The organism is Reella acinonychis (assembly GCF_052384575.1).
Classification (GTDB): Bacteria; Pseudomonadota; Gammaproteobacteria; order Enterobacterales; family Pasteurellaceae; genus JBQSUQ01.
This window is the reverse complement of record NZ_JBQSUQ010000007.1, coordinates 63,994-83,798: the sequence shown is the minus strand read 5'-3', so window position 1 is coordinate 83,798 and position 19,805 is coordinate 63,994. Positions and strand designations below refer to the sequence as shown.

The 19,805-nt window shown below is 39.0% G+C and carries 22 protein-coding genes; 13 read left to right on the top strand and 9 right to left on the bottom strand.

Going from position 1 to position 19,805, the window contains the following annotated elements:
• Positions 1–152 precede the first annotated feature (152 nt).
• Positions 153–983: a cell division protein FtsN gene (gene ftsN, locus ACT2CV_RS04170; protein WP_464973538.1), complete on the bottom strand. Its 831-nt coding sequence runs from the start codon at positions 981–983 to the stop codon at positions 153–155.
• A 71-nt stretch (positions 984–1,054) separates the two neighbouring features.
• The gene (gene priA / locus ACT2CV_RS04165) at positions 1,055–3,259 is read right to left on the bottom strand and encodes a primosomal protein N' (protein WP_464973982.1); all 2,205 of its coding nucleotides are present in this window, start codon (positions 3,257–3,259) and stop codon (positions 1,055–1,057) included.
• 204 nt (positions 3,260–3,463) lie between these two features.
• Between priA and rpmE the strand changes: the two genes are divergently transcribed.
• Positions 3,464–3,676, top strand: coding sequence for a 50S ribosomal protein L31 (gene rpmE, locus ACT2CV_RS04160; protein ID WP_464973537.1), 213 nt, complete (start codon positions 3,464–3,466; stop codon positions 3,674–3,676).
• Between the two features lie 62 nt (positions 3,677–3,738).
• Here the strand turns inward: rpmE and ACT2CV_RS04155 are convergent, their stop codons facing one another.
• On the bottom strand, positions 3,739–4,401 hold the full coding sequence (locus tag ACT2CV_RS04155) for a YtjB family periplasmic protein (RefSeq protein WP_464973536.1): 663 nt from the start codon (positions 4,399–4,401) through the stop codon (positions 3,739–3,741).
• A gap of 44 nt (positions 4,402–4,445) precedes the next feature.
• Here ACT2CV_RS04155 and serB point away from each other — a divergent pair, with 44 nt between their 5' ends.
• A complete protein-coding gene (gene serB, locus ACT2CV_RS04150) occupies positions 4,446–5,411 on the top strand; it encodes a phosphoserine phosphatase (protein ID WP_464974048.1) in 966 nt (321 codons plus the stop codon).
• A 13-nt stretch (positions 5,412–5,424) separates the two neighbouring features.
• Positions 5,425–5,916, top strand: coding sequence for a YajQ family cyclic di-GMP-binding protein (locus ACT2CV_RS04145; protein WP_464973534.1), 492 nt, complete (start codon positions 5,425–5,427; stop codon positions 5,914–5,916).
• Between the two features lie 51 nt (positions 5,917–5,967).
• Here ACT2CV_RS04145 and ACT2CV_RS04140 read toward each other — a convergent pair whose 3' ends face one another.
• The 4 genes from ACT2CV_RS04140 to ACT2CV_RS04125 all read right to left on the bottom strand — a co-directional run bounded on the left by ACT2CV_RS04140 (position 5,968) and on the right by ACT2CV_RS04125 (position 9,383).
• Entirely contained in the window at positions 5,968–6,693 is a 726-nt protein-coding gene (locus ACT2CV_RS04140; RefSeq protein WP_464973533.1) for a TerC family protein, read from the bottom strand.
• A 70-nt stretch (positions 6,694–6,763) separates the two neighbouring features.
• Positions 6,764–7,432 carry a DNA mismatch repair endonuclease MutH gene (mutH, locus tag ACT2CV_RS04135; protein WP_464973532.1) on the bottom strand — a complete coding sequence of 223 codons (669 nt, stop codon included), beginning with the start codon at positions 7,430–7,432 and terminating at the stop codon, positions 6,764–6,766.
• 9 nt (positions 7,433–7,441) lie between these two features.
• Positions 7,442–7,975 (bottom strand): methylated-DNA--[protein]-cysteine S-methyltransferase, encoded by a 534-nt coding sequence (locus tag ACT2CV_RS04130; protein WP_464974045.1) that lies wholly within the window; start codon positions 7,973–7,975, stop codon positions 7,442–7,444.
• Positions 7,976–8,024: 49 nt separating this feature from the next.
• Positions 8,025–9,383, bottom strand: coding sequence for an outer membrane protein transport protein (locus tag ACT2CV_RS04125; protein ID WP_464973530.1), 1,359 nt, complete (start codon positions 9,381–9,383; stop codon positions 8,025–8,027).
• Positions 9,384–9,568: 185 nt separating this feature from the next.
• Between ACT2CV_RS04125 and ACT2CV_RS04120 the strand changes: the two genes are divergently transcribed.
• From ACT2CV_RS04120 to ACT2CV_RS04080, 9 genes are all read left to right on the top strand, one after another.
• On the top strand, positions 9,569–9,856 hold the full coding sequence (locus tag ACT2CV_RS04120) for a DUF406 family protein (RefSeq protein ID WP_464973529.1): 288 nt from the start codon (positions 9,569–9,571) through the stop codon (positions 9,854–9,856).
• A 12-nt stretch (positions 9,857–9,868) separates the two neighbouring features.
• The gene (gene fsa, locus ACT2CV_RS04115; protein WP_464973528.1) at positions 9,869–10,534 is read left to right on the top strand and encodes a fructose-6-phosphate aldolase; all 666 of its coding nucleotides are present in this window, start codon (positions 9,869–9,871) and stop codon (positions 10,532–10,534) included.
• A 245-nt stretch (positions 10,535–10,779) separates the two neighbouring features.
• On the top strand, positions 10,780–11,331 hold the full coding sequence (gene srlA / locus ACT2CV_RS04110; protein ID WP_464973527.1) for a PTS glucitol/sorbitol transporter subunit IIC: 552 nt from the start codon (positions 10,780–10,782) through the stop codon (positions 11,329–11,331).
• Between the two features lie 30 nt (positions 11,332–11,361).
• Entirely contained in the window at positions 11,362–12,351 is a 990-nt protein-coding gene (gene srlE / locus ACT2CV_RS04105) for a PTS glucitol/sorbitol transporter subunit IIB (protein WP_464973526.1), read from the top strand.
• A gap of 44 nt (positions 12,352–12,395) precedes the next feature.
• A complete protein-coding gene (gene srlB / locus ACT2CV_RS04100) occupies positions 12,396–12,761 on the top strand; it encodes a PTS glucitol/sorbitol transporter subunit IIA (RefSeq protein ID WP_464973525.1) in 366 nt (121 codons plus the stop codon).
• A 27-nt stretch (positions 12,762–12,788) separates the two neighbouring features.
• A complete protein-coding gene (srlD, locus tag ACT2CV_RS04095) occupies positions 12,789–13,574 on the top strand; it encodes a sorbitol-6-phosphate dehydrogenase (protein ID WP_464973524.1) in 786 nt (261 codons plus the stop codon).
• Positions 13,575–13,666: 92 nt separating this feature from the next.
• The gene (gutM, locus tag ACT2CV_RS04090) at positions 13,667–14,029 is read left to right on the top strand and encodes a transcriptional regulator GutM (RefSeq protein WP_464973523.1); all 363 of its coding nucleotides are present in this window, start codon (positions 13,667–13,669) and stop codon (positions 14,027–14,029) included.
• A 10-nt stretch (positions 14,030–14,039) separates the two neighbouring features.
• Positions 14,040–14,810: a glucitol operon DNA-binding transcriptional repressor SrlR gene (srlR, locus tag ACT2CV_RS04085; RefSeq protein ID WP_464973522.1), complete on the top strand. Its 771-nt coding sequence runs from the start codon at positions 14,040–14,042 to the stop codon at positions 14,808–14,810.
• A gap of 188 nt (positions 14,811–14,998) precedes the next feature.
• Positions 14,999–16,444: an alanine/glycine:cation symporter family protein gene (locus ACT2CV_RS04080; RefSeq protein WP_464973521.1), complete on the top strand. Its 1,446-nt coding sequence runs from the start codon at positions 14,999–15,001 to the stop codon at positions 16,442–16,444.
• Between the two features lie 87 nt (positions 16,445–16,531).
• Here the strand turns inward: ACT2CV_RS04080 and ACT2CV_RS04075 are convergent, their stop codons facing one another.
• Together ACT2CV_RS04075 and greB are read right to left on the bottom strand one after the other, a co-directional pair.
• Positions 16,532–18,847, bottom strand: coding sequence for a Tex family protein (locus ACT2CV_RS04075; RefSeq protein ID WP_464973520.1), 2,316 nt, complete (start codon positions 18,845–18,847; stop codon positions 16,532–16,534).
• A 116-nt stretch (positions 18,848–18,963) separates the two neighbouring features.
• Positions 18,964–19,443, bottom strand: a complete 480-nt coding sequence (gene greB, locus ACT2CV_RS04070; RefSeq protein WP_464973519.1) for a transcription elongation factor GreB — start codon at positions 19,441–19,443, stop codon at positions 18,964–18,966.
• 138 nt (positions 19,444–19,581) lie between these two features.
• Between greB and tatA the strand changes: the two genes are divergently transcribed.
• Positions 19,582–19,803, top strand: coding sequence for a Sec-independent protein translocase subunit TatA (tatA, locus tag ACT2CV_RS04065; RefSeq protein ID WP_464973518.1), 222 nt, complete (start codon positions 19,582–19,584; stop codon positions 19,801–19,803).
• The last annotated feature ends 2 nt before the right edge of the window (positions 19,804–19,805 follow it).

The window sequence follows — 19,805 nt, the reverse complement described above, 5'->3', positions numbered from 1 at the left end:
CCAATTTAGGTTAATAAAAAAGACAAACAGCGGTAAAAAACACCGCTGAATGAACGTTCGTTCATTTTAATGATTTTTAAAAATTAGGCAAGAAAAAGTGCGGTTAAAAAACAATAAATTTTTTAACCGCACTTAAATTCAACAGAAAATGGTTACATACCGATAATCACACAACCCGCAATGGCACTTGCTTGTTGTTGTGCAGCGGTTGCTGCTGCGCGATCTCCAACTGGCCCAATCAATACACGATTCCATTTGCCACTTTCCGTAATACGAGCATTTAACCCTGACATAGCAAGACGGGCTTGTAAATTCTCCGCTTTGCCACGATCATTGAAAGCACCACATTGTAAGCCAAATTTACCCACTTTCGATCCATCTGATTTTTTGCTTTCTTCTTTCTTCGCTGTTTCAACCTTTACAGCTTCTGCTTTTTTCGCTTGTTCCGCTTTTTTACGTTGTTCCGCAGCTTTGCGTTCTTGTTCCAGCTTTGCAGCCGCTTCTTTTGCCGCCATATCTTCAGTTGGAACAGCAGGTTTTGCTGTGGTTTCTACTGTTGAAGAAAGGTTATTTTCTGCCGCTTTATTGGCTTTCTCTAACTTCGCTTGCTCTTCTTGCTGTCTTAATTTTTCTAACGCAGCTTGTTTCGCTTTTTCTTCTTCCTCCAAGCGTTTTAATTCTGCTTTTTGGCTCTCATTTAATTGAATATTCTGGTTATTGGTAACTGTTCTACTTTCCAATTCTTTAATATAAGACCAAGTTTCTTCAGGGCGACTTGGCAACTGACTTTTTTGTTTCGCTTTCTCGTTTTTTACTTCCTGTTGCGCTTGCACCACTGCTTCAGGTGCATTTGACTTTAATAAATATAATCCCGCAGCAAAAGCAATGACGATACCCGCCGCGATCACAAATAAAAGGGGCTTATTTACGCCTGATTTTTTCTTTTTAGAACCGTTACGAACGGCATAATCTCGCTGTACCACAATATATTTCCGATAATCTATAGATAAATTGTTACAATTTTACTGAAAAATGGGCAATTTTACTAGAAAAATCAAGACAGATCTTGTGGATCCACATCCACATTTAACCGCACTTGACCGACTTTATATTCATATTGCAATGAAAAATCTCGCAGAGCCTGCTGTAAAACGGCGCGTGAGGCATGCTGTAATAGAAGTTGCCAACGATATTGATCAGCCTTTTTAGCAAAAGGCGCAGGCATAACGCCCAAAATCTGTAAGTGCGGTTGATTTTGGTTGAGTTTCCATTGCTGAAAAAATGCTTCAATCTGGTATAAGATCTGCTCTGCTGCTTGGCTTTGGCGACTCTGCGCCTTAAATAATACTTGCGAACTAAATGGTGGCAATCCCATTAATTGCCTGGTCTGCAATGCTTGTTCCGCAAAGGATGAATACCCCTGTTGCAATAAAGAGTGCAGCAAAGGGTGTTCAGGATAGTAGGTTTGTAAAACCACTTCACCCTGTTTTTCGCCTCGTCCAGCACGCCCCGCGACTTGAACATATAACTGCGCTAGGCGTTCTTCTGCACGAAAATCAAGGGAAAATAAACTGCTATCAACATTGACTAACGCCACTAAAGTGACATTAGGAAAATGATGCCCTTTGGCAAGCATTTGAGTGCCAATCAAAATTTGGCTTTTTCCTTGTTGAATATCACTTAAATGACTTTCCAATTTTCCCTTGCGCGCAGTGCTATCACGATCGATCCGCGTAATCGCATACTGTGGGAAGTATTGTTGCAAGCTTTGTTCTAATTGTTCTGTTCCAACACCCGTTGTGACCAAATTCGTCGAACCACATTCTGCACATTGGCGTGGAATAGGGCGTTGTGAAGCACAATGATGACAACGCATTGCTCGTTGTTGCTGATGATAAGTGAGCGGTTTATCGCAATGAGAACAAGTAGCAATCCAACCACATTCATGGCACAACAAAGCGGGGGCAAAGCCTCGACGATTAAGAAACAACAAAACTTGATTTCCTTTCTGCAAATGCTGTTCTATTTTTTTCAGTAAGCTGACCGACAAACCATTCACTAAATTTTGTTTTTTTAGATCAATCAGTTGTCCAACAACAATGTTTGCGTTACCCGCTCGTTTTGATAGCTTAATATGTTGATATTTGCCTAATTTTACATTGTTGAGGCTTTCCAAACTTGGCGTAGCCGAACCTAAGACAATCGGAATATTGAGTTGCTTAGCGTACACTAACGCTAAATCCCTAGCATGATAACGCCAAGCATCTTGTTGTTTAAATGAAGCATCATGTTCTTCATCAATCACAATCAAACCCAAATCATAAAACTGGCTGAGTAACGCAGATCTTGTGCCAATAATCACCGCACTTTGACCGCTTCTAACTCGTTGCCAAACCTGTAAACGCTGGGTGTCATTCAAATTGGAATGTAACACTTCAATCGGCACATTAAAACGTGCCATAAAACGCTGTACTGTTTGTGGCGTTAAACCAATTTCAGGTACCAACACCAAGGCTTGTTTACCTTTTTTGAGCGTTTCTTCAATAAGTTGCAAATAAATCTCGGTTTTGCCCGAGCCAGTTACGCCATCCAGTAAAAAAGCAGAAAAACCTTGTTGGAATAGCATTTGACTCATTGCAAGCGCTTGCTGCTGATTTAACACCAAACGATTTTCCGCTTTAACCATAGGCAAATCACCCAAAGCTTGTTGCCAAGAGATTACGTCTATGGTTTGCTCAATTTCCTCAATAAATTGTTTTGCTTTTAATTGTGACCAAATCGCCGTATTAAATGGATTATTGCCTTTCTCCAGTGGCGACTGCTTCAAGGATTGCAACGCCTCAAGCTGTTTTTTGGCTTTCTTCAAACTACCATTTTGCAAAGCTTGTTCACCAAGTGCGGTTAAATTCCACAAAGTTTTTGTTTTTTGCACCGCACTTTCGCCATTGCGCAATTTTACAGGTAAAGCGGAGATCAACACCTCACCTAAAGGGGCTTGATAATAAGCTGCAGCCCAAGTTAATAATTGCCAACTTGAAGGATTAAATAGCGTTTCCTGATCTAAAACAGCAATCACTTCTTTAAGTTGCTGTGGAGAGACATCTGATTTTTCAGGCAGATCGACCACAATCCCCACTTTTTTTTGCGCACCAAAAGGCACAACTACCCTTGCACCAACAACGGCATGGCAATCCGCTGGCAACAAGTAATCAAAAAAACGCATTAAAGGCACCGCTAACGCGACTCGTGCTAATCTCATCATTTATTCCAATCAGCTAAATTATGGGCATTATAACTAAAAATCTTGCTTGAATAATCCATTTTTTTCGGTATAATTTCTGCTCTTTTTAACGTGCCTTCAGAATTTCAATGGCAAATTCGAAGGTGTAATATTAATCACACGCGGTGTTTGAATATCGAATGATGATTCTTATAGCGGCGTGGCTTCAATTTGAGGTTCTCTATGAAACAAGGTATTCACCCAGAATATAAAGAAGTTACTGCAACTTGTTCTTGCGGCAACGTAATCAAAACTCGCTCAACTGTGGGCAAAGATTTAAACTTAGACGTTTGTGGCAAATGCCACCCATTCTACACTGGTAAACAACGTGTTGTTGACACTGGTGGTCGTGTAGAACGTTTCAACAAACGTTTCAGTATTCCAGGTTCAAAATAATTTGAATAAATAAACCCCACAATTGTGGGGTTTGTTTTATCTATCTTAGCGTGATTATTCCATCACATTCTACGTCTCCGGCGATGAAACATCGTTGCACTACTCAATTTTGATTTAGTAATTTTTATAGGCTCTGAAATAGCACGTCTGGCTCGACGATAATGGCTTAAAAAATAATGCACAGAACTGGCTAAAATAATTCCGGCTAGGAAGACGATAATTAGTTCACCATACAGGCGTGAAAAAATGTGATTAATTTTATTTTGTGTCGTCTGTCCGTATTTATCATCGAAGGTCACGCGTAAAAAACCCACAATGCCATTTGCTGAATAAATAGGTTCAACAATTTGTTGATTACTCAGCGTTTGAGTCTCGTCCAAACCAAGCTGATGCCGCAAACTTAAGGAATGACTACTCTGCGCTAACAGCTCGCCATTATGTCCATACAAAGAAGCGTCCAAGACAAAATTTTCTCGAGTTAAACTGTCCAAATTTTCCACTAATTTTTCTGTATTGGCATTATTGACTAATAAAATAGAAAACAAGTTTGTTTGTTGGCGCACCAATAAATGCGACAAATTCGCCACCTGATTGACACTAGCTAATTGCGATCCAATTTGGAATTGTTTTACACCGAATAAGATAACAGACATGACTGCAACACAAAGCATAATAATCATTAACATCATGGCTGACTTTGTGATTTTTTCTTTGATTATTTGCAAGTTCTTTTCCCAAAAATTTTCAAATATTGTATGATTGTAACACTATCGCCCAAAATTTACAGGATAAATTCATGCAAAGTATTATTCAAAAATTTCCTCAATTTCCCACCGCACTTTTACCCGATCAACCTTTTGAACAAAGCCATGGATATTCCATTTTATTCGGTCGCCATTTGGATGTAGAAAAATTAATGGCATTTCAGAAAAAGTGCGGTCAAAATTTTTATATTTTGGATGCTTGGACAATTTTAGACAATAATGTGGTGTTGTTTTCCAGTGAATTTAGTGCCGATATTATCACCAAAGCCCATGAATTAAGCATTGATTCTGCGGTGATTAATTTTAACGCCCGTTTAAGCCAAGCGGGTTTATTAGTGATGGATATGGACAGTACTGCAATCAAAATCGAATGTATTGACGAAATTGCTAAATTAGCAGGAACCGGCGATGAAGTATCAGCCATTACAGCTGCTGCTATGCGTGGTGAATTAGATTTTGAGCAAAGTTTACGCCGTCGTGTTGCCACCTTAAAAGGCGCACCTGAAAACATTTTAGAGCAAGTAAAATGTGATTTACCCTTAATGGAAGGCTTAATTGAAACCCTGCACGAATTAAAAAAATACGGTTGGAAAACAGCAATTGCTTCCGGCGGCTTTACCTATTTTGCTGATCACTTAAAAACGGAATTACAGCTCGACGCAGCGGTATCGAATCAATTTGAAATTATTGACGGCACATTAACAGGTAATGTAAAAGGTGATATTGTACATGCTCAATATAAAGCGGACACATTATTGCGCCTTGCTAACGAATTTAAGGTTGAAGCAAAAAATACCGTCGCTATTGGCGATGGCGCTAATGACCTTGCCATGATGGCTGTGGCAGATTTAGGCGCAGCTTTCCACGCGAAACCGAAAGTACAACAACAAGCACAAGTTGTGGTAAACTTTGCTGACCTCACTGGCTTAATTTGTTTATTAAGCGCAAATGATCGAATTCAACAGCTTTAATTAGGAGAAAATTATGCCTTCATTTGATATTGTTTCAGAATTAACTATGCATGAAGTGCGCAATGCCGTAGAAAATGCTAATCGCGTATTAAGTACACGTTATGATTTCCGCGGAGTTGAAGCAGTAATGGAATTAAATGAGAAAAACGAAACAATTAAACTCACAACAGAATCTGATTTCCAATTAGAGCAATTAATTGAGATCTTAATTGGTTCTTGTGTGAAACGTGGTATTGAAAGCACATCCTTAGATATTCCAACAGAAAGTGAACATCATGGTAAACTTTATTCCAAAGAAATTAAGTTAAAACAAGGAATTGAAACGGAAGTAGCGAAAAAAATCACAAAATTAATCAAAGACAGTAAGTTAAAAGTACAAACTCAAATTCAAGGTGAACAAGTACGTGTAACAGGTAAATCTCGCGATGATTTACAAGCTGCAATTCAGTTAGTAAAAGGGGCTGATTTAGGTCAACCTTTCCAATTTAATAACTTCCGAGATTAATCATCTTATTGTAAAAAAGGACGTCAATGACGTCCTTTTCTTTGTTCTCTGTTATTTATGATCCATTAATTTTCGCATCCGAATATTTAGAATTTCCACGACAACGGAGAATGCCATTGCAAAATACACATAACCTTTCGGGATATGTACGTCTAAACTCTCGGCAACAAGTAAAATACCAATCATTACTAAGAATGCTAATGCCAAAATCTTCAATGTTGGGTGAGAATCTACAAAATCGCCAATTGATTTCGCTGCAAGCATCATTACACCAACAGCTATCACAATCGCAATAATCATTACTTCGATATTATCTGCCATACCTACCGCGGTAATCACAGAATCCAAAGAGAACACAATATCTAAGATGGCAATTTGCACTAAAGTGAAGAAAAAGCTAGGGTGTTTAGGTTGTTTACCGTCCTCGTGTTTATCCCCATGTGGCGTCATTTCGTTATGAATTTCATGGCAACTTTTCACAATTAGGAACAATCCACCCAATAACAAAATCAAATCACGACCAGAAATTTCTTGCGCAAACAAGGTAAATAAAGGCTCTGTTAATCGCATTACCCAGGCCAATGATAATAATAATAAAATTCGCATTATCATTGCTAACGACAAACCGATAAAACGTGCAGATGGTCTGAGTTTTTCAGGTAGGTGTCCCACTAAAATACTAATAAAAATAATGTTATCAATACCCAATACAATTTCTAAAGCAGTTAGGGTTAATAAAGCAACCCAAGCTTCTGGGTTTGAAATCCACTCAAACATAGATAATCCTTAAAAGAAATAATAAGTTGTCGATTTTATAACTTTGGCTGAAAAAACCAACATTTATTTATCAACAATGGAAAAAATTTTGCAGAATTTGTGCAGTAAAAGGTTTACGCAGATAAAAACCTAATGGTAAGGTCTCTATCACTTCGCCATTTTTACCAATTCCTTTGGTTAATGCACGACTATTTGCCCCTTTTGGACGTAGCTGCAATACTTCGCCAATAGTTGCATTAATCTGTTCAACCTTGCCTAACACAATATAATCCATTAATTCTTCCCAATCTTGTCGTAATTGCTGCTCTTGCTGTGCATTGGGTTGCCACAAAACAGGATAACCAATTCTACGCTCAGCCAAAGGTAAATGGCGTTCCCCTTGCACTGGGATCCACAACACTTTGGCTAATTTATGTTTAACATGGGAATTATGCCAATCAATACCTGAATTCTGAATTAAAGGCGCTAAACAAACAAAAGTGGTTTCTAATGGATAACCTTCTGAATTGATAGGAATGGTTTTTAATTCAATACCTAAATGTGCAAAATCTTGCTCGGGTTTACTACCTGCCTTTGCTCCTAAAGACATTTCAATCAACTGACCAACCCAGCCTTTATCCCGTTTTAAATCAGGTGGCACGCTAATATTAAGCTCATCAGCAAGCTCGCCGAAACTTAAACCAGCAATAGCCTGTGCTCGTTGTAATAATTCAAATTCAGATTGAGGTGTTTTTGACATAAAGTGCGGTCAATTTTTGTATTGTTTTAGTAACTTTTGCTTAACGAATTCCACGCCTTTATCCACATAGTGAATTTGCTCTAAATTCAGTAAATAACGTTTAGCAGGCAAACCTCCTCCAAAACCTGTGAGTTGGCGTTGTTTACCTAACACGCGATGGCAAGGAATAATAATGCTGATAGGATTTCTCCCTACCGCTCCTCCCACCGCTCTCACCGCATTAGGTCGATGAATTCGTTGCGCTACTTCGCCATAGTGGCATATTTCGCCATAAGGAATTTGGCGTAGTTGCTGCCAAATAGCAAGCTGAAATGCGGTTCCTTTTGGTGCCAATGGAATAGCAGAAAACGTCTCTTTTTCACCGTTAAAATAGCGTTTCAACGCTGATTTTACTTGTAAAAATAAAGGAAGATCATTATTTTCTTGCCATTTTGCATTTGGCTCATACTGCTCCAATTCAAAATCAAGATTGGTGAGATGGTCATTTTCAGCCAGCATCAACAACCGCCCTACAGGCGACATATAGTAACTATAATAAATCATAAAATGAAAAAGGGCGTATAAAAATACGCCCGATTATATTTTAAATTGATTAGAAACGGTAGTTTAAGTTTAAACCATAGAGATTTGCTCTCGCTTTGGTTTTCACATCAGTTACGATACCTGCTTCAGTTTCTTTAAATTGGTTTTTCGCACCACGTAAGTGAGCAAAACCTGCATCAATTGATAGGTTCGGGGTGAAGCGATACGTTGCACCTACGCTGTACCATACACGATCTGTATCTGGAATTGAGATAGAATGATGTGTGCTTGCTGCAGTTTCATCATAAGCAATACCAGCACGTAAAGTTAATGCATCATTTACATTATAGGTCGCACCAATAGCTAAACGTGAACTATCGCGGAATTTTTCTGTTTTATCAAACAATACTTTACCTGTTTGAGAACCAACCGCTTTTAATTGATCTAATTTAGACCATTGCGTGTATTTCCAGCTATAGTGGAAAGCAAATTGATCTGTTACTTGGTGGAAACCAGAGAATTCCCAATAAGCAGGTAATGGCAGAGTTAAACCACCCGGTTCATTACCTTGAGATAAAGGACCTAAAATAGCTGCACCAGCATCACTGTATTGGCCTTTAAAATTAATATCAACTTGGGAATGATAAGCTAAACCAAAACGGCTACGTTCTGTTAATTGATACACTAAGCCAGCATTCCAGCCAAATCCCCATTTATCACCTTCGATTTTACGTAATAATGCGTCTGGAGAAACCATTGCTGCTTTTTGAGCTAAAGCACCATAATATTGCGCTTTCGCTAAATCGCCCGCAGCTGCAAATTGTTTAGCTGCTAGATCAGCTTTAGCCGCTGCTGCTTTACCTGCAACACCAACATGACGTTCAATTACAGCATCTGCATGAACAACATTTAAACCTACACCAAACGCAAGCTTATCTGTAATTTTATAAGAACCACTTAAATTAAAGTTTAATGCTGTTAATTCTGTTTTACCCGCAATAAAACCTGCCGCATAATCTGTTGGGTATTTAGTTGCTAAACCATAGTTCACATTTAAACCTGCACCCACAGCAAATTTGTCATTAATTGGGTAAACAGCATATAAGTTAGGCACAACCGCACCTTTTGCAATATCTTTTGCATTTGCGTTTGTTGCAAATGGTGTACCACTTAATGTTGTTGCTTCAATATCAATATTTGGATCTACATAGATTGCACCTGCTGCAATTTCTGGACGAGTAAATAAACTCATTAACGCTGGGTTAGTTGCAACTACACCTGCATTATCAGCGATCGCTGCTTCACCTGCATAAGCACGACCTAAACCAGAAGTTGAAACCTCTGCTAATTGGAACGCAGCAGCATTTGCTGCACCAGCAGCCACTAATAAAGCAGAAGAAAGAAGAGTTTTAGTAAAAAGTTTTTGCATAAAAATTCCCTATGTATTTGTCATCATTAGAGTAAACTTGCGGAATTCTAAAGAACGATCCCACTTCATTCAATGCTTTTTAGCGCTCCACTTGACTGTTCAGACCAGTGAAACGGGAACTTTTGAATCCAACCCAAAAGGGTGCTACACTCAATTTGGTTAAATTTTATAGAGGACAGAGTAAAATGAACTTATCTCAACGAATTGAGCAAACCAGTAAATGTTGCACTAAAAAAGAGCAACAATTTTTTGATGGCGTAGAAAGTGCGGTGCAAATTTCACAAATTTTTTCTGATGAAAAAGAAATCGATATGGCGCTAGATAAGATCGTTCAACTAGCACGTCAACTGGAAAGCGAACCTTGCAGCATAGAAAGCAAAACTACAGCGGTTGAGCAAGGTATTTTATTAGAGGTAAATTTACAATTTTGCTGCCAAGCAGAAGCAGTTCTTTTTCAGATGAAATACAGATAAAAGGAAAAGGTTATGCAAATTTTTTTAGATACCGCTAACATCAACGAAATTGAACGTTTGGCGAAGATTATGCCTATCGCTGGCGTAACAACCAATCCAAGCATTATCGCGAAAGAAAAACGAGATATTTTCACCGCACTTTCAAGTATTCAGAAAATCATTGGTAAAGATAAGTTGTTGTTTGCGCAAACAATGGGGCGCAATGCTGATGAGATGGTAGATGATGCATTGCAACTTTCTGAGCGTATTGATAATTTGATTATCAAAATTCCTGTTACAGCAGAAGGATTGGTTGCAATAAAAGCCTTAACAGAAAAACAAATTCCTACATTAGGTACTGCGGTATATGGTGCTGGACAAGGCTTTCTCGCAGCCTTGTGTGGCGCACAATATATTGCTCCTTATGTTAATCGCATTGATGCTCAAGGTGGCAGCGGAGTTGAGGTGGTCAAAGATTTACAACATTTATTGTCTCAACATCATTGTAACAGCATGGTTTGTGCCGCAAGTTTTAGAACTGCACGCCAAGTGTTAGATTGTATGCTAGCTGGTTGCCAATCCATTACGGTTAGTCCTGACATTCTGGCGCTTTTTATCCAAGATCCAGCAGTATTCAGTGCTATTGATAAGTTTGAACAGGATTGGCATAACGCATTTGGACGGTATAGCTTAAGTTGATTATTCTTCTAATATAAATGAGGGAAATTTATATAAACTTAAATCTTTCAAATTAAATTTTAAAATAAAACTTTTTTCTTTTATTTTAAAAGTTTTTGCTTTTTTGTGATCTAGGTCACAGTTTTAAACAAAATATTCCGGTATTATACAGAAGCTGAACATCCAAGCCTTATATTCAGCTCGCTAGAAAACTTTCACTCTAAAACTTAAAAACTTTCATTTTAAAACTTCTAAGAGGTCATTTTATGGAATACATCACTCATGGTGCAGAATGGTTCATTGGACTGTTCCAAGAAGGTGGTAAGGTTTTTGTTAGTATGGTAACAGGAATTCTCCCTCTCCTTATTTCATTATTAGTTGTAATGAACGCATTAATTAAATTTGTTGGTCAAGAACGTATCGAACGTTTAGCACAACGTAGTGCGGGCAACCCAGTTTCTCGTTATTTAATCCTTCCTGTTATTGGTACTTTTATTTTCTGTAACCCAATGACATTAAGCTTAGGTCGTTTCTTACCTGAACGTTATAAACCAAGCTACTACGCTGCAGCGTCTTATAGCTGTCACTCAATGAACGGTTTATTCCCACACATTAACCCAGGTGAATTATTCGTTTATTTAGGTATCGCAGCAGGTTTAACTAAATTAGGCTTACCATTAGGCCCTTTAGCGATCAGCTACTTATTAGTTGGGATGATCACAAACTTCTTCCGCGGCTGGGTAACTGACTTCACCACTGCATTTTTCGAAAAACGTATGGGCATCACATTAGATCGTGAAGTACATTTAGGTAAATAACGCACAGTAAAAAATTGATAGGTGAACATAATGAGTAAAGCACTTTATATTGAAAAAGGTAATGGCGGTTGGGGTGGTCCTTTAACATTACCTGTTGTTGAAGGTAAAAAAGTCCTCTATATGACAGGTGGAACAAGACCTGCTATCGTTGACAAAATTGTTGAACTTACAGGTTGGGAAGCTGTTGATGGATTTAAAAATGGTGAGCCTGCAAGCGAAGAAATCGGTATCGCAATCATTGACTGTGGTGGTGTATTACGTTGTGGTTTATATCCAAAACGCCGTATTCCAACAATCAACGTTCATGCAACAGGTAAATCAGGTCCATTAGCAGAATTCATCGTAGAAGATATTTACGTATCAGCAGTTAAAGAAAATAATATTAGTTTGGTTGATTCAGATGCACCTGCAGCTGCCGCAGCACCAAAAGCAGAAGCTGAAAAACCACAAGCAAAAGAATATGATACAACCAAGAAAATCACAGAACAAAGTGACGGCCTATTAGCTCGAATTGGTATGGGTATGGGTTCTATCATGGCAGTATTCTTCCAAGCAGGTCGTGATACTATTGATACCGTATTTAAAACAATTCTACCATTTATGGCTTTCGTTTCTGCCTTAATTGGTATTATTATTGCATCAGGTCTGGGCGATATCGTTGCAAAAGGTTTAACACCATTAGCGAGTAATCCTATTGGCTTAGTCACTTTAGCACTAATCTGTTCATTCCCACTATTATCTCCATTCTTAGGCCCTGGCGCAGTAATTGCACAAGTAATCGGTACACTTATCGGTGCGCAAATTGGTCTTGGTAATATTCCTCCTGCATTAGCATTACCAGCATTATTTGCAATCAATGCACAAGCAGCTTGTGACTTTATCCCAGTAGGTCTATCAATGGCAGAAGCAAAACAAGATACTGTACGCGTTGGTGTTCCTTCCGTATTAGTGAGCCGTTTCTTAACTGGCGCACCAACAGTATTAGTTGCTTGGGCTGTTTCAGCATTCATTTATCAATAAAATAGTGGGCGCTTAAGCCCACTTCTCAAAAAGGAACAGAAAGAATGACGACTATTTACGAAACTGAATTTACAAAAATTGGTGACCTTGCAGTTGAATCATTAAATGAAAATATGTTAATCACGTTCAAACAAGGCGCACCTGCTGATGTGGAAGAATACTGCTTCATGCACAATCCAAAAGAGCTTACCGCAACTTTACAAGTTGGCGATATCGCTGAATTTGATGGTGTAGATTACCCAATCACTGCACTAGGTGATGTTGCTAGCACTAACTTAAAAGAATTAGGCCATGTAACATTCCGTTTTGATAGCGCAGCTGCTGCGGAATATCCAGGCACAATTCATGTAAAAGGCACAACACCTACATCACTTAAAGTGGGCAGTGTGTTAAAAATCAAACGTTCATAATTTAAACTCAATCAGAAGGAAAATCATATGGAATCTTCTAAAGTAGCTATCGTTGTTGGTGGTGGTCAAACTCTTGGTGCATTTTTATGTGCGGGTTTAGCTGAAAATGGTTATCGTGTTGCTGTTGCTGACTTAAATGAAGCAAATGCACAAAAAACAGCAGCTGAAATCAACCAAAAAGTAGGTAAAGAAGTAGCCCATGGTTTCAAAGTTGACGCAACAAGCGAAGAAAGTGTTATTCAATTAGCAGCAAACGTTGATGCAACTTTCGGTCGTTCAGATTTATTAGTTTACAGCGCAGGTGTAGCAAAAGCAGCGCCAATCACTAGCTTTGCATTAAAAGATTTTGAATTCTCTGTTGCAGTAAACTTAACTGGTTACTTCTTATGTGCACGTGAATTCGCGAAATTAATGGTTCGTGATGGCATCAAAGGTCGCATCATTCAAATCAACTCTAAATCAGGTAAAGTGGGTAGTAAACACAACTCTGGTTATAGTGCAGCGAAATTTGGTGGTGTAGGTTTAACACAATCTCTAGCGTTAGACTTAGCGGACAACGGCATTACCGTAAACTCTCTAATGTTAGGTAACTTATTAAAATCGCCAATGTTCCAATCACTTATTCCACAATATGCGCAAAAATTAGGTATTCCTGAAAGCGAAGTTGAACAAGTATACATCGATAAAGTACCTCTAAAACGTGGTTGCGATTATCAAGATGTATTAAATGTTCTTATGTTCTACGCAAGTGAACAAGCTTCTTATTGCACAGGACAATCAATCAATATCACTGGTGGTCAAGTGATGTTCTAATATTAAGAGGGCACGTTAATGTGCCCTTTTATCTCCTCTCAAATTATTATAGAATAACCTTGTAAATCTATTTTTCAGAGAAAATCATCTTAATGTCCGCAACAAATTCATTAATCCTAATCGCCATTGTCGCTTGGGTACTTCAAATTATTTTAGGTGGCATACAGGTTAGCCGTTTTAATCGCGCTTTTAGTGCTTTATCAAAAAAAGGAAGAATTGGTGTCGGTCGAACCAAGGGGCGTTTTAAAGCTAAAGTCGTCATTGCTATCGCTTTCGATGATGATTTAACCGTTGTAGATGCCTTAATGATGAAAGGATTTACTGTATTTTCATCTCCACAGCCAGTTCCTGAATTAATTGGCTTAAAGCACCATGAAATCAAACCTGATTTGCTTTTCCCTAATAATCCCAATGCGCAAGATGCTTTATCAGAAGCGATACAAATAAAAGAATAAAGGATACGCAATGAAACCAAAAGAGCGACAACTGGAAATCCTCAATTACCTTCGCACGCAAGGTAAAACATCAGTTGAAGAACTTGCTAGTCATTTTTCCACCAGCGGCACCACAATTCGCAAAGATTTAACCGCACTTGAAGATGAAAAGAAAGTCGTACGCACTTATGGTGGCGTTATTCTGGTTACAAATGATAACGAAGATGATGATTTGCCGATTATCAATAAAGCCTACATCAATTTAGAAGCCAAAAAATTAATTGCAAAAGCAGCAGTTAGCTTACTTAAGAATGGCGATTCATTGATTATGGATTCAGGAAGCACAGTGCTACAAATGATCCCTTATTTTAATCAATTTGAGAATCTGACTATTATGACCAATAGCTTGCATATTCTCAACGCAATTTCTAATCTTAATACTGAGCATGAATTACTGACTTGTGGTGGCACCTATCGTCCCAAATCAGGTTCTTTCCATGGTATTTTGGCTGAAAAAACCTTTGAGTATTTTTCATTTGATAAACTCTTTATTGGAACAGATGGTTTTGATATGAATTTAGGTCTAACGACCTTTAATGAAGTGCATGGAGTGAGCAAAGCCATGTGCGATGCTGCAAAAAAAATCATTGTGCTGACAGATTCAACAAAATTCAATCGCCGCAGTCCCAATATCGTCTGCCCATTAGAAAAAATTGATACCATCATTACAGATAATGGCATTGAGCCTAAAATTCATCAAATGTTGACAGAGAAAGGCATAAATATCATCATCGCTGAATAAGTACCGCAATAAAGCATAAGAAAAAAGGAATTAGATTAATTCCTTTTTTTTCACCTTTTTCTTAAAAATCATTCAAATTTTCACCGCACTTTTATAAATTTTTATCCTGTTTTTCCAGTAATTCGATCACATTTGATCAGAATTATATTAGAATCCTTGCGATATTAACTTCAAGAGAGCGTCCAATTATGCATGATATTGTTCTAAAATTCGAAGAAATCTTAAGATGGATTGTTGATAATATTGATGGTCCATTGTGGGATATTACGGTCATTACCTTATTATTTACCGGCCTATTTTTTACTATTTCCACAGGTCTTGTTCAATTACGCTTATTGCCACAAAGTATTCGCGAAATGTGGTTTGGACGTGCGTCAACAGGTAGTTCATTAACGCCATTCCAAGCATTTGCCACTGGCTTAGCAAGCCGCGTAGGTGTTGGTAACATTGGTGGTGTTGCCACTGCAATTGCTTTAGGTGGTCCGGGAGCAGTGTTCTGGATGTGGGTTACTGCATTAATCGGTATGAGTAGTGCCTTTGCTGAATCTTCTTTAGCACAAGTCTATAAAATTCAAGATGCGGATGGTATGTTCCGCGGAGGCCCTGCTTACTATATTTCAAAAGGTTTAAAAGCCCCTTGGTTAGCGGTCGCTTTTGCTATCACCCTCATTTTCACCTTCGGTTTCGCCTTTAATGCAGTACAAGCCAACTCTATTGTAGAAGCAACCCGTAATGCTTGGGGTTGGAATCCAAACTACGTGGGTATTTGCTTAGTGATTTTAACTGGCTTAGTAATTTTCGGGGGGGTAAAACGTATCGGGCAAGTGTCATCTAAAGTGGTACCGACCATGGCGCTTTTCTATTTAATTATCGCCGTTATTATTCTTGGTATGAATATCAGCAAAGTGCCTGCTGTACTTGCAAATATTGTTACTAGCGCCTTTGATTTCTCTGCAATGGCTGGTGGTATGTTCGGTGCTTTATTCTCAAAAGCTATGTTAATGGGGATTAAACGCGGTTTATTCTCTAACGAAGCAGGTATGGGTTCTGCGCCAAATTCAGCGGCAACATCAAATGCAAAACACCCTGCGATTCAAGGTTTAATCCAAATGCTTGGTGTATTTGTGGATACCATCATTGTTTGTACCTGTACCGCAGTCATCATTTTAATGTCTGACGATTACGGTTGCGAAAGCTTAAAAGCGGTATCATTAACCCAAAAAGCGTTAACATTCCATGTTGGCGAGTTTGGTTTACATTTCCTCGCGTTCATTATTTTATTATTCTGCTACACCTCAATTATCGGTAACTACGCCTACGCAGAAAGTAATATTCGCTATATCCGCAACAAACCAACTATGGTCTTAATCTTCCGTCTCATCGTGTTGTTCTTCGTTTACTTCGGTGCAGTACGTGACGGTGGTATCGTGTGGGCATTCGCAGATACGGTAATGGCATCAATGGCAATGATTAACCTTGTGGCTATTATCTTGCTTTCCCCAGTGGTATGGTTAATTCTCAAAGATTACCGCAAACAACTTAAAGCGGGACAAGAGCCAGTATTCAGTGTGGAAGATCATCCTGAATTATTAAAACGTGGCGTTGATCCTCAAATTTGGGGCAAACAAGAATAACACCAAAACATTCAAAAAAAATCACCGCACTTCATCAAAGCGCGGTGATTTTTTATATTGTTTGTACTGATTTTTCAGATACAGAAATTACGACTTCTTCCAATCTTTCAACGCATTGGCAAAAGCGTTATTGCTGAATGAATTGCGCAGTGAATTCCCTTTGTTACTGGATTTTGGCGCTAAAGTGCGGTCCATTTTGGCCGAGTTTTTATCGTGATTTTTCACTGCAGTTTCATCCATACGCATGGTTAAAGCAATACGACGACGAGCAACGTCCACTTCTAATACTTTCACTTTCACTACATCGCCTGTTTTGACCACTTGATGTGGATCTTCCACAAATTTATCCGCCAAAGAAGAAATATGCACAAGACCATCTTGATGAACACCGATATCCACAAAGGCGCCGAAATTAGTGACATTGGTGATCGTTCCTTCCAATATCATGCCCGCTTTCAAATCCGTAATTTCTTCTACGCCATCCATAAAGGTTGCCGTTTTAAATTCACCACGCGGATCGCGTCCCGGCTTTTCTAATTCGTTGAAAATATCCATTACCGTTGGCAAACCAAATTGTTCGTCAACGAATTTTTTGGCATCTAACTGGCGCACTAAGCTGGCATTGCCCATTAGGGTTTGAATAGATTGCTCCGTTGCTTGTAAGATTTTTTCCACCACAGCATAGGCTTCTGGGTGAACACCTGAAGCATCCAATGGATTTTTTCCAGCTAGAATTCGCATGAATCCCGCACATTGTTCAAAGGCTTTTGCACCAAGTCTTGGTACTTTCTTCAAATCGTTGCGACTTTCAAAACGCCCATTTTCATCACGATAAGCCACAATATTTTGTGCAAGGGTTTTCGTCATGCCCGCAACACGAGCTAATAAAGGTGCAGAAGCGGTATTCAAATCGACGCCAACCGCATTAACACAGTCTTCCACTACCGCATCCAATTTACGCGCTAGCTGTGATTGATTGACATCATGCTGATATTGCCCCACGCCAATCGCTTTCGGATCAATTTTCACTAATTCCGCCAAAGGATCTTGTAAACGACGAGCTATGGAAATTGCGCCACGCAAGGACACATCCACATTTGGAAATTCTGTTGCCGCTAACTCTGAAGCAGAATAAACTGAAGCACCAGCCTCACTCACCACCACAGTTTGCGGTTTTTGACCATCAATTGCTTTAATCACATCTTTAGCAAAACGCTCAGTTTCACGAGAAGCGGTGCCATTACCAATAGCAATGAGTTCAACCCCATGTTTATTAATTAAAGCATAAATACTCGCCATTGCAGCGTTCATTTGACCTGAAGAATGTGGATAGACCGTATTAGTATCGAGCAATTTGCCTGTATTATCCACAACAGCAACTTTCACCCCAGTACGCAAGCCGGGATCTAATCCCATTGTCGTTTTCGCTCCCGCAGGTGCTGCCATTAAAAGCGCGGTTAAATTTCGGGCAAAAACATTAATAGCTTCATCTTCCGCTTTCTCACGCAAGTTTGCCATTAACTCTGTTTCTAAATGTAGGGCGACTTTGATTTTCCACGTCCAAGCAACCACTTGTTCACGCCATCTATCCGCTGGCTGCCCCGTAAAACGAACCTGTAAATGATCACGAATAATCTCTTCGCAATAGCTTGAACGGCTACTTTCTTCCGCATCAGGATCTGCATTTAAACTCAGTTGTAAAATGCCTTCATTACGCCCGCGGAACATGGCTAAAGCACGATGAGAAGGCACATTATTTAAGCGTTCTTGATGATCGAAATAATCTTGGAATTTTGCACCTTCCGCTTCTTTGCCTTCTAAAACTTTTGAAACTAGCACCGCACTTTGCAGTAAATATTGGCGAACTTTTGCTAATAATTGAGCATCTTCAGCAAAACGCTCCATTAAAATATATTTCGCCCCATCCAATGCAGCTTTGGTATCAGCAATGCCTTTTTCAGCATCGATAAAAGATGTCGCTGTCTGCTCTGGTTCATGCTGTGGTTCGTTCCATAACAAATCTGCTAAAGGCTCAAGCCCTGCTTCAATCGCGATTTGTCCTTTGGTGCGACGCTTCGGTTTGTAAGGCAAATACAAATCCTCTAATTCTGTTTTGCTTTGCACCTGTGCAATTTTATCGCGGAGGTCATCCGTTAATTTGCCTTGCTCTTCAATTGACTTCAAAATCGTTTGACGACGTTCGTCCAACTCGCGCAAGTAAATTAAACGGGTCTCAAAATGACGCAGCTGCGTATCATCTAAACCGCCAGTAACTTCTTTACGATAACGTGCAATAAAAGGAATGGTATTGCCTTCATCTAACAATTGGATCGCGGCTAAAATTTGTTGCGGACGAACGGTTAATTCAGAGGCAATAATTTGACTAATTTGTTGATTTAACATAAGGATACTTCTTAAATAAAAAATTGCGGGATAGCATAATATGTTTGCTTATAAAAAGAAAGTGGCGAATCAAGCCACTTTATCTGAAAGTGGGGGCTGAAAAGTGCGGTCGATTTTTATGTGGTTTCATACCAAATACGATTGACATAAAAAGTCATTTTCCCTGAAGGCGTTTCAACAGAGATATCGTCATCCACTTGCTTACCAATTAAAGCGCGCGCCACTGGTGAATCAATAGAAATCCAGTTTTTCGCAGGATCAAACTCATCACAACCGACAATGCGATATTGCTTTAATTCGCCCTGTTCTGTTTCCAATTCAACCCAGGCGCCAAAAAACACTTTGCCTTCTTGCTTAGGGCTATAATCCACAATTTGTAGCACTTCCAAGCGTTTCATTAGAAAACGAACTCGGCGATCAATTTCACGCAAACGGCGCTTACCATAAATATATTCCGCATTTTCACTGCGATCACCTAAGGCTGCCGCATCCGATACAGCCTGCGTGACTTTTGGTCGTTCTTCTTTCCAAAGATACTTCAATTCTTGATCCAAGGCATTCCAACCTGAACGCGTGATGTAATTTGATTTAGCCATTTTTACTTTATTTCCTAACATAAATTGCCCAGATTATAGCATAGTTAGACAAAATAATTCCTTTTGGCTATTGTTCAAAAAGGCTAAAAACGGTATATTCTCACTGTTTTTATCATTAACTCAAAATAAGGAAAAACTATGGGCGGAGTAAGTATTTGGCAAATTCTGATTATTCTTTTAATCGTTGTTGTATTATTTGGAACGAAAAAATTACGTACCCTAGGTTCTGATTTAGGTGCATCAGTCAAAGGTTTCAAAAAAGCAATGGCAGAAGATGAGCCAAAAGACGCTGAATTTAAATCATTAGAAACCCCTGAAGGTACTTCAGCGGAAAAGGCAAAAGAAAAAGAACAGGCTTAATC